The sequence below is a fragment of the Hymenobacter terricola genome (assembly GCF_017921975.2).
Lineage (GTDB): Bacteria > Bacteroidota > Bacteroidia > Cytophagales > Hymenobacteraceae > Hymenobacter > Hymenobacter terricola.
Genome location: NZ_JAGEMO020000130.1, coordinates 1 through 10,455, shown reverse-complemented (window position 1 = coordinate 10,455; position 10,455 = coordinate 1). Strand labels below are relative to the sequence as shown.

6 protein-coding genes and 1 pseudogene are annotated in these 10,455 nt (G+C 62.9%); all 7 read right to left on the bottom strand.

The window, feature by feature from the left end:
• Positions 1–143 precede the first annotated feature (143 nt).
• Positions 144–341 (bottom strand): annotated as a pseudogene (locus J4G38_RS26755) (hypothetical protein); the annotation flags it as partial.
• A gap of 27 nt (positions 342–368) precedes the next feature.
• A complete protein-coding gene (locus tag J4G38_RS26750) occupies positions 369–2,480 on the bottom strand; it encodes a glycoside hydrolase family 97 protein (protein ID WP_210522123.1) in 2,112 nt (703 codons plus the stop codon).
• Positions 2,481–2,613: 133 nt separating this feature from the next.
• Complete coding sequence (locus J4G38_RS26745; RefSeq protein ID WP_210522124.1) at positions 2,614–4,644, bottom strand: glycoside hydrolase 5 family protein; 2,031 nt, start codon at positions 4,642–4,644, stop codon at positions 2,614–2,616.
• Between the two features lie 173 nt (positions 4,645–4,817).
• On the bottom strand, positions 4,818–6,410 hold the full coding sequence (locus tag J4G38_RS26740) for an ADP-ribosylglycohydrolase family protein (protein ID WP_210522125.1): 1,593 nt from the start codon (positions 6,408–6,410) through the stop codon (positions 4,818–4,820).
• A gap of 98 nt (positions 6,411–6,508) precedes the next feature.
• Positions 6,509–8,419 (bottom strand): heparinase II/III domain-containing protein, encoded by a 1,911-nt coding sequence (locus tag J4G38_RS26735; RefSeq protein ID WP_210522126.1) that lies wholly within the window; start codon positions 8,417–8,419, stop codon positions 6,509–6,511.
• An 85-nt stretch (positions 8,420–8,504) separates the two neighbouring features.
• On the bottom strand, positions 8,505–10,211 hold the full coding sequence (locus J4G38_RS26730; RefSeq protein ID WP_210522127.1) for a right-handed parallel beta-helix repeat-containing protein: 1,707 nt from the start codon (positions 10,209–10,211) through the stop codon (positions 8,505–8,507).
• Between the two features lie 35 nt (positions 10,212–10,246).
• Positions 10,247–10,455 (bottom strand): fibronectin type III-like domain-contianing protein (locus J4G38_RS26725; RefSeq protein WP_226163935.1); only part of this gene is annotated, 209 nt, incomplete at its 5' end.

Sequence of the window (10,455 nt, the reverse complement as noted above, 5' to 3'; positions counted from 1 at the left end):
CCTCACCCGCAAAGTCGTGCTGGAATAGGTTCTCATTCGTTATTCAACAAGTAAAAAGAGCCGGCAATCGCCGGCTCTTTTTTGCTGAAGACAATATGGCCAAGCTTGGACTTCCGTGCTGCTAACAAACTGTGCAGAGAGCATCAAAAAGGGTGGGGCAATTGGGCTAAGCAGCCATTGGCAGGGTTCACCGCCGGCAGTGGCCGGAAGCCGGGGTATTGTTGGCGAAAACACTCCTCCCACTCCTCGTTGAGCACCTTGGTGCAGGCCTGTACGAGCAGGTGCGCGCCTTTTTTGGTCCACTGCCGCTGTTGGCGCTTCACGCGCCGCTTACTCGGCACACAACGGCCGCGCATTCGTTTCAGGGGTTATTGGCCTCCCGCTATTGGCTTGAAGCTCACGGCCGCACCGCCGCCGGGGGCCAGCCGGAGCGTAAGCACCGACTTGCTCGTTACCACTTGTTTGGTAATCTGGTAGGCCGTGGGGTTTTGCTGCCAGTCGGCCCCCTTGCCATCGGCGTAGATGATGGCTTCGTAGTGCTGGCCGGGGGTCAGGAAATCCAGCTTGATGGGCTGCTGGCGGGCGTTTTCGTCGGTGATGCTGCCGAGGTACCACTCGTCTTTGCCCTTGGCTTTGCGCACGGTGGTGAGGTAGTCGCCCGGCTCGGCGGCCAGGATGCGGGTGTCGTCCCAGTCCACGGGCACGTCTTCGATGAACTGGAAGGCGTCGGGGTGCTCGCTGTAGTTTTCGGGTAAGTCGGCGGCCATCTGCAAAGGCGAATACAGCGTCACGTACAGGGCCAGCTGCTTGCAGAGCGTGGTGTGCACCTGGCGCTCGGGGTGGTTGGGCTCGTAATTTTTGAGCTTGAAGATGCCGGGCGTGTAGTCCATCGGGCCGCCCATGAGGCGGGTGAAGGGCAGAATGGTTTCGTGCTCGGGCGGACTACCGGTGCTGAAGGCGTTGTACTCGTTGCCCCGGCCGGCTTCGTTGGCCAGCCAGTTGGGGTAGGTGCGCGAGAGGCCGGTGGGGCGCACAGATTCGTGCATGTCCACCGTGACGTGGTGCTGCGCGGCCATGTGGGCCACGCGCAGGTAGTGGTTCACCATCCACTGGCCGTCGTGGTGCTCGCCGCGCGGAATGATGCGGCCCACGTAGCCGGTTTTCACGGCCGGGTAGCCGTAGCGGTTCATAAACCGGTAGGCCGTGTCGAGGTGCTGCTCGTAGTTGGTGGCCGCGCCCGAGGTTTCGTGGTGCATTATCATGCTCACGCCTTTGCTTTTAGCATACTGCTGGATTTCCGCCACGTTGAAATCGGGGTAGGGCGTCACGAAGTCAAACACGCCTTCCTTCCAGTTGCCGAACCAGTCTTCCCAACCCACGTTCCAGCCCTCCACCAGCACGCCGGGGATGTGGTGCGCGGCGGCGAAATCGATGTAGCGCTTCACATTAGCCGTGTTAGCGCCGTGGCGGCCGTGCGGGACGAGCTGGCCCGTGGCGTCGAGGGTGTCGGCGCTGTTGGCGTAGCTCCAGGTGCTTTTGCCCACCTGCATTTCCCACCACACGCCCACAAATTTCATGGGCTTTATCCAACTCGTTTCCGTGATTTTGCTCGGCTCGTTGAGGTTCAGAATCAACCGGGAAGCCAGAATAGCGGGGGCGTTGTCGCTCACCACCACGGTGCGCCAGGGCGTGTGGTCGGGGGCGTGCAGGTAGGCCTTGGTGCCCACGGCATCGGGCACGAGGCGGGCCGTGAGGCAGTAGCTGGCCCGGTCGACGTGCAGCTGCATGGCCGGGTAGTTGACCAGCGCCGCCTCGTGAATGTTCACGTACAGCCCCTCGACCGACTTGAGCATGAGGGGCGTGGCCACGGCCTGCGCATCGGGGGCGGCGCGCACGGGCAGCGCGGTCGAGGCCTTGACCAGCGCCGCGTTGTCCACCTCACTCAGCCGCGAAGTGGTGTAGGGGTACTCGTTGGTATCGTAGTCGCCGGGTATCCAGAAGGCCTTGTGGTCGCCGGCGAGGGCAAACTCCGTCAGCTCATCCGTCACCGTGAAATACTTCAGGTTGGGCTGCGTAGGAAACTCGTAGCGAAAACCCAGCCCGTCGTCGAACACGCGGAAGCGCAGCACCACCCGCTGCCGGGGCGGGGCGGCCTGCTGCAAGGTCACGGCCAGCTCCTGGTAGTGGTTGCGGATGGTCTTCGTTTCGCCCCACACCAGCGTCCAGGTATCGTCGTGCTGGCTCGAATCGCGGCGCACCACCGTCAGGCCCCGCGCAAAACCGGGCTGGTCCTGAATCAATATCCCGAGCCGGCTGGTTTTCAGCACGATTTTCGGGCCGAAGGTCAACTTATACGTTGGTTCGCCCGCCGGACTGAGGCCGAAGGTGAGCGCCAGCTTGCGGCTGGGCGAATAAATGGTTTGGGCTTGACTCAGGTGACTGATTATCAGCAGGCAGAGCAGCAACGCACTTTTTTTCATAGGGAAACTAAAAACGTTCAGGTGGCCCGCCCGGCGCGAAACAAGGCCCTATCCAACCGAGCGGTCATGCTGCGCGCAGCGCAGCATGACGTTCCGCCAATTTCAAGGGCCTATTGGGAAAGGCACTAAGGCGTCACTTCCGGCGCAGCGTCAGGACCAGCGCGTCGTTGGCCGGGAGGGTCAGGGCCGTGGTGGCCGGTTGAGGACCGTAGAGGCTGCCGGCTATTTTCCAGCCTTCTTTCAGGTGCAGCGTGGTGGCACTGCTTTCCGGGCTGTAGTTGATGAGCACCACCACTTTCTCATTTGGGCCGAGGGAATGCTCGGTGACGCCCACGAACGGGTTGGCCTGCGTGAGCACCCGCTGGGCCAGCAGGGGCCGGGCCATTTCCCGGTAGATGGCGGCGTAGGCCGGCTGGCCGGCGTCGAAAGCCCCCGTGAGCGTGGTCAGGTTTTGCTCCAGCGGGAAGGTGAGCAGGTAGATGCTGCCTTTGCCGAGGGTGGCGCGCAGCAGTACCGGGTTGCCGTCGGCTTCGCGGGCCAGCACCGTGGCTTGCCGGGGGTTGATGACCAGCTTGCGCTCCGAGTTAGCACTGAATTTCAGGCTGTCGCCGCCCAGCCGGGCGGCAAACGGCAGGCTGCCCCGGCGCTTGCTGTTGGTGCTTACTTCCACGCCCAACGGCCCGTTGAAAGTGGGCAAATAAGCGTCGTCCAACGACATATAGAGCGTGGCGCCCGCCTTCACTTTGTCGAGGAGCTTAAACCAATAGTCTTTGTGGAAGGGCTCGATGCCCTTGAGCGATGGCAGCAGGTAGAGCGGTGCGTCGGCCAGCTCCTGCCCGGCTTTTTGGAAGCGGAAATCGAAGCCGGCCTGCTTGGCCAGCACGAAACTGCTGTACGCCACCGCCCAGGTGTCCTGCCCTTCGGTGAGGATGCAAACGGCTTCCGTCTGGCGGGCCGGCAGGGCCTTGAAGGGCAGCTTGTCGATGAATTGGCTGAAGGTTTTCAGCTCCTGCATGACGGGCTTGGGTGTCCGGTCTTCCTGGATGAGGCCCAGTTCGGCCTCTACCGAGGCGTAGTTGTAGGGCGGGTAGTTGAAGCTGAGCTGGTCGTAGGCGCACCACCAGAGCATGCCTTTGCAGTCGTGGGCCCAGTTGGAAAATAGGGCGGTGCGGGCGAAAGCGGCTTTCTCTTTTTCGCCGCCGGTCATGGGGCCCATCACGCCGGTTTCCTCGGTGAGGGCAGGCTTGCCGCTGAGGTCGGCGTAGAGGCGCGTTTCGGCCGCGGCGTGCAGGATGGTCCGCATCGTGTTGATGCCGTCCTGGCTGGCGTATTTGGTCCAGAGCGAATACGGGTGCGTGGTCAGCACGTCGGTGGTGGCGGCCTGGTCCTCGATGCGCCAGGGGGCGTCGTTTTCGGCGCTCAGGCTGTGCATGCCCGACACCACGGGCCGCGTTTGGTCTTCGCTTTTGATGGCCCCGGCCAGCACCGACGACCACAGGTAGGCCTGATAATGGTTATCGACTTTCCCCATCACGTTGCACTCGTTGCCGAAGTCCCAGGCTACGATGGCGGGCTGGTTTTTGAGCCGGTGCACGAACGTGGTGATGAATTTCTGCTGCCAGGTCAGCGACTCCGGGTCGGTGAGAATATTGCGGCCTTCCAGCGCCGGCGGCACGTAGAGCTGCCCGCTCATCCAGCCCGTAATCAGGCCCACAATCAGCTTCAGCTTGTATTTCTGTGCCAAAGTGGCCAGCACTTCGAAGTGCTGGAGCTGCGCCTCACTCATGCCATTGGCCCCGACGCCGGTGGGCGGCAGCGGCTGTCCATCGGCCCAACCGATGTATTTCGGGGCGCCCTCGCCCCCGTAAATCTGGTGAATGGGCTGAAAATCGGGCCACAGCGGAAACACCCGCAGCACCTTAATGCCGTTGGCCGAGAGCTGCTTGAAGTCCTGCTCAATGGCATCGGGCCGCCAGTCGCGCCACATGTGGGTGCCGGCGTAGGAGGCCCAGTAGTTGCAGCCCACGGCAAACGTGCCCGGTTGCGTGAAAGGCGGCTCCGCCGGTTTTTGGCGGTCCTGCGCGGGGCTGGAGAAGCCGAGCAACCCCAGCCAACCGCTCAATAGCAGGGATTTATAGAAACGCGCAAGGCGGCGAATGGACATGAGTGGAGAAAGGGAAAACTGGGGGTGGATGGGTGGATGGAGCTGCCTGAATCAGGCCGTCATGCTGAGCGAAGTCGAAGCATCTCTACCGCGTGACTAATCCCGACGATTGGATTACCCGCGCGGTAGAGATGCTTCGACTACGCTCAGCATGACCGTGCTTTTTGCTGTGTCTATTTGGATGGGCTTTTAGTGGCTGCCAGGGCCGCCGTGGGCTGGTCCGAATACAGCAGGACTTCCTTCACCCGGCACTCGTAGGCGGGGGTGGGGTTCAGCAGTTTCAGGCGCACGGTGTGGTGGCCTTTGGGCAGCTGGTATTTCCAGGCCAATTCGTAGCGGCGGGTGGTGAAATCAGTGGGCCACTCCACCGTTTCCAGCAGCTGATTGTCCACGTACACTTCGCCTTTGAACACGTAGCCCGGCGGCGCGTCCGTGCGCGTGGCTTCGCCCTTCACCACGAAGCCGATGCCATCGAAACCAAAGCTGTATTCATCTTTCAGCGGCTTGTTGACGATGAGGCGGCCCACGGGGTAGTGGCCCTCGAAGCTCTTTTCGAACTTCACCGGCGTGGGTTCCTGCACGCGGATGGTCACCTGCTCGCCGCGCACGGTGCCGCCGTTGCGCTGCACCACTTGCAGGGCGTGCCGCAGGCCGATGTCGTACACGTCGTTGAGCGAGGTGCTGGTGTATTTGAAGTCCAGCGGCTCGGCCTCGGCCAGGCCCTGCTTCCAGTAGGCGGGAATGTGGTCGTAGCCCAGAATGGTGCCCAGAATGCCGCCCGCCGACGAGGGGTTGCAGTCGGCATCCTGCCCGCAGCGGGTCGAGATTTCCATCGTTTTCGTAAAGTCGCCCTCGCCGTAGAGCAGGCCAATGACCACGTAGGCCGAATTGACGGTGGCGTCGATGTCGAACGGCTGGAACACCGCGTCCGGGCAGCCGATGTCGGAACTCCACTTCTTCTGCACCTCGAACCAGGTCTGTTTCCAGTCGTGCGGGTACTGCTGGTGCCAGCGAATCACGTCGCTGATGCACCGGTGGTAGTTGCTTTGGGCCGGAATGGTTTTCAGGGCTTCCCGCACCAGATACGGGATGTCGGAGGAGGTGAAAGCCAGCGAGTACAGAGCGCCCAGGTACACGCCGCCGTACCAGCCGTCGCCGTAGTTCATGATGTGGCCCACCTTGTCGCTGATGGCGGAGGCCGCGTTGGGCATGCCCGGCGACATCAGCCCGGCGAAGTCGGCCTCAATCTGGTAATCAATGCAATCAGCGTGCGGGTTGTTGAGCCAGTGGCCCGACTGCGGTGGGGCCAGGCCGTGCAGAATGTTGTAGCGCCCGGCCTGGTTGGCGTGCCACAGCGCGTAGCCCGCGTGGGCAAAGGCGTTGGCGAAGGAAGCCGCCGGGGCGTCGAGGCCCTCCTTTTCGATGACTTCCACGAACGTGAGGTCCATGTACAGGTCGTCGTAAATGCCGGGGCTTTCCACCATCGTTTTCCTGAGGTAGCCGTCGTACCACGGAATCGCCAGGTACTCCTGAATCATCGTGCCGTTGTACTTGAACTCCATCGGCCCGCCGTAGGTCACGCCGATGGTCTGGCCGGCCCAGCCGCCCTTGATTTTGTTTTGCAGCGCCGCTTTGGTCAGCACCAGCGTTTTGGGGGCGGAAGTCGTTTTCGGGTGCGGTTTGGCGGGGCTTTGGGCCGGCGCCAGGGCCGGCGCACACGCCAGGCCACAGGCCAGGGCAAGGCGGTGGAAGGAATTTGTAAGCATCGAATGCAGCGTTATGTAGTAACTGATATTACGCATTAGGGTGCTGGCGTGCGTCTGCGACGCGCTGCCGACTGCGTAACAGCACGTAGTAAATCGCCTTACTGCCCGGCCGAAGTGGAAGTCTGCTGGGGCCATTGCGCCAGCGGCAGCACCTTGGCGGGGGCTTTGCGGCCCGCGCTGCCCGGCACCAGCAGCACCGTGAGGGTCATTTTCGCATTGGCGGGAACCGGTACCTCGAAGCCAACCAGGGTCGTGCCGGGGTTGGGGGCGTCGTAGGCGTGCGGGCCTGCCGTGGGCCAGGTGCGCAGGGTGAGCTTGGCCGGCTCGGCTACTTGCAGCAGCAGCTTTTTGCCGTTCTTGGTTAGTTCGGCCGTGGTCGGGCTGAGGAGCTTCACGGTGGCCGGCGTGAGCATGGCCCACCGCACGGTGCTGGCGGCCGGGCCGCCGGTCAGCTCGTCGCGCACCACGGCCGAGCGCCCTTCCACCAGGGCCACGCCGCGCTGCGCGGCAGCCAGGGCAGGGTACAGGGCACTTAAATCAGTGGTCGCACTCTGAAAGTTCGGCGCGGCAGAGTGGCCGGTGAGCACGGCGGCACCCTTCACGGCCTGCAGCCCGTTGTTGACGGTTAGCACACTGTGAGAAAAGTTGTTAAGCCGGAACACGTCCCAGCGCTGCTTGCCGAACAAGTCCACGCCCTTCGATTCCAGCGACTCGTATTCCTGGGCCCCAAAATCCATGCTCCACCGCTCGCCATCGGCTTCGAAGACGAAGGAGCCCACGTCCATGTGCCCGTGGCTGACGGCGGGCGAGCCGGCTTTCAGGCCCATGTACAGGGCGTTGGGGTCGGTCCAGGAGGTGCGCATGAGGGCCACCGGGTTGGGGCCGCTGCCCACCCACTGCGTGGCGGCGGGTGCGGGAATATCGTTCAGCGCCACGCCGTTGCTCCACAGCATGAGGGCGGGCAGCAGGCGGTCGCGGGTTTGCCGCGTGGTATCGGACGCGACCAGCCGGGTCCGTTCTACCCACAGCAGCGAGGGGTTTTTGAGCTTATTGGCAAACCAGTACATGGCGGGTTGCGCCGCGCCGGCCGGCCACGAATCCGAGTACATGAAGGCATTGCCCGACGGGCCGGTCATGTTTTGCAGGTAGCCGGCCGTTTTCAGAAAGCCCGGCTGCTGGCTCAGGCCAAAGTCCTGCCCAAAGGCTTTTTCCAGTGCATTGATAAGCAGGACATTGAAACTAGTTCCGTAGCTCCAGTAGCTGTAGCCTTCGGGGTAGGCCCCGTCGGGGCCGTAAGCGCGCATGGGGATAACCACGGTTTCGATGGCCCGGTTGAGGACGGTGCGGGCCAGCACCGGCTGCTCGTCGTAGATGGCCAGCGCCCCAAAGGCCATGCCCGCGTTGCAGACCTGGTTCCAGTTGCTCGGGCTCGGTAGCCAATTGACGGTTTGGGGACCAAAAGAAGGTTCGAGCCCTTTTTTCAGAATGGCCTCCCGGATGGTGGCGCGGGTGGGTTCGGATAGGTCCTGGTACAGCCAGTCGTAGCCCAGGGCCACGCCGGTGGTCATTTCGGCCACGTCGAGGAAGTGCGAGGGGTTCCAGTCGCTGAACGCGGCCACGGCCAGCAGCTCCTGCTCGGCCCGCTTCCGGTACTTTTCCTGCCGCGTCATGCGCCAGGCATAGGCCAAATAAAACTCGCGGCGCAGGCACTCGCGCGACACGTCCAGCAGCCGCTTGCCTATCTTAATGCGCTGCAGCGGCGGCAGGGCCACCAGTTTGTCGCACTCCACGATGATGCTCTCATGCACCGCCCGCCAGGTTTTATCCGCGGCAATGGTTTGCTGGATGGCCTGCTCCTGCCCTTGCAGCAGCAGCAGGCGCGGGTGGGCCGGCACGGTGGTCGCGGCCCCAATCGGGCCGGTTGGGGCCACGGCCGCCGGCTGCGCGCGGGCCGCCAGCGCCGCCAGCAGCAGAACCAGCAGGCTGCGCAATAAAGTGGTCAGGTTCATGAGAATAGAGTAGTTGAAATTGGTATCGGGGCAAGCCCCGCCCCGACGGCAGCCCGTGAGCCTGGTAGCTGGCCCCGGTATCCGCTTACTCGGCGCGCACGATGTTCAAGGCGCGGGTACCGGTGGGCGTGGTCAGGCGCCCGTGGTACAGGCCCCGGAGCAAGGCCGTGGCGAACACGGCTTCGTGGGTGCCGGCCGGCACTTCTGCGTCCACCAGCAGCGCTACGCGGCGGCCCAGGCCATCCAGTATTTCCAGGCGCACGAGGCCGGACCGGGCGGTGGTGTAGCGCAAAATCGTATTTGCGGTGAAGGGGTTGGGGTAGGCTTCCAGGGTGGCGGTGATGGCGGCGGGCGCGTCCGCGCTGCTGGCCAGGGCCTGCCGGGCCACCACGTTTGACTCGTAGGCTCCCCGGTCGGGATCGGGGCCGACCAGCCGCGGGTTGCCGTCCAGGTCCGAAGCAGAGAGTTTGCTGTTCAGGCCGGAATTGATAGCCGGGCTGCCGGGCTTCAGGTGGAAGTCGGCCGTGGTCAGATTGGTGCCGGCGGCCTGGAATAGCGGGTCGTTGTACAGGGGCGTGTTGTTCGTATAAGAGCCGTCGTTATTTACGAGATTGGAGCCCTTGCCGCTGCTGAACAAATTGGCATTGAGCACGATGGCCCCACTGTACTTGTAGGTGCTGGTAAATTTCGTGGCCGAGGCCGCCACGATGTTGTTCTGGAGCAGCACATCGTGGCTGTAAGCCACCACTATTTCGCCCGCGTCGTTGGTTGTCGTCTTGGAATTGTGGTAGGTGGTGTTGTTGATGATGTCGACCTTATCGCTTTGAAAGGCCGTGATGCCTGCCCCGCCGTTATCGACCACCAGGTTGTTGGCAATCAACGTGCGTCCGGTGTAGCTGTACTGGGTGTTGGTATCGATGATGATGCCATTGCCGTCGGTAAAGCCCTTACAGGTGTTGTCGGATTGATTGTACCACGGCACCCGCAACTCGTTGCCAAACACCTTGTTGCGCGTGATGGTGAAGTTGTAGCCGGTCGGGCTGATGCTGCCGTCGCCCCGGCTGGTGAGCACAGAGATGCCGCTGGAACCGTAAACGGTATACCAGGAATTGTTGAATACCTTGTTGTTATCGATGGTAATATAGTCGGCTTCGATGGCGGTGATGCCGGCCTGCCCACAGTCGTAGATGTCGCAGTTGCGCACGGTGATGTGGTTGGCAAACGTAGTGGCCCCGTTGCTGCCGATGCTGATGCCCACGCCGTTGAAGATGGGGTCGGCCGCGCCGGCGTGGGTGTTGCAGCTCCGGGGCTGGTTGAGCGCGTAGCTGGTGTTGCCCCCGTTGATGACGCTGGTAATCGCCGGGTTGTTGCCCTGGATGCGGAAGCCGTCGATAACGATGTATTTCACGCCGTTCGCCACGCTGATGCCGGTGTAAGTGTTGAATTGCAGCAGGGGCCGGGCTTCGCCGGGATAGTAGCGGTACGTAATGGCCCCGTTGGTGACGGCACTGCCCGAATTACTAATGGTGAACACGCTGCCGGCCGTGCCCGTGTTGGCGTAGGTGCCCTGGCGCACGTACACCGTTTCGCCGGCCAGCGCCAGCGTGGCCGCAAACCCGATGGTTTTGAAAGGGGTAGCCAGGGTGCCGCGATTGGGGTTGTTGGGGTTGGTGTCGTCCACGCCGGCCGCCACGCCGTTTGAGTTCACCCCGGAAGAAACGTACCAGTCGCGGGCCTGCGCGGCCGACCAGCACCCAGTGCCCATCAGCAGTGTTAAGTAAAGCTTTTTCATGCGTGGGAATTTGGATTGAGTGAGAGAAATAGTGTTTACAGCTTCAGCGTTTGCGGTTTGCCTGTGAGCTGGAAGGCTTGCGTCACCACCTGCCCGGGGCCGGCCGCTTTGCCCGGCTGCCGGCCGCCCACGGCAATGGTGAAGGCGTCGGGATTGACGACCCGGTGGCCCGCATCGTCGATGGTCGAGAAATCAGCCGGAGCAAGGGGGAAGCTCACCGTGCGCTGCTCGCCGGGCCGCAGCG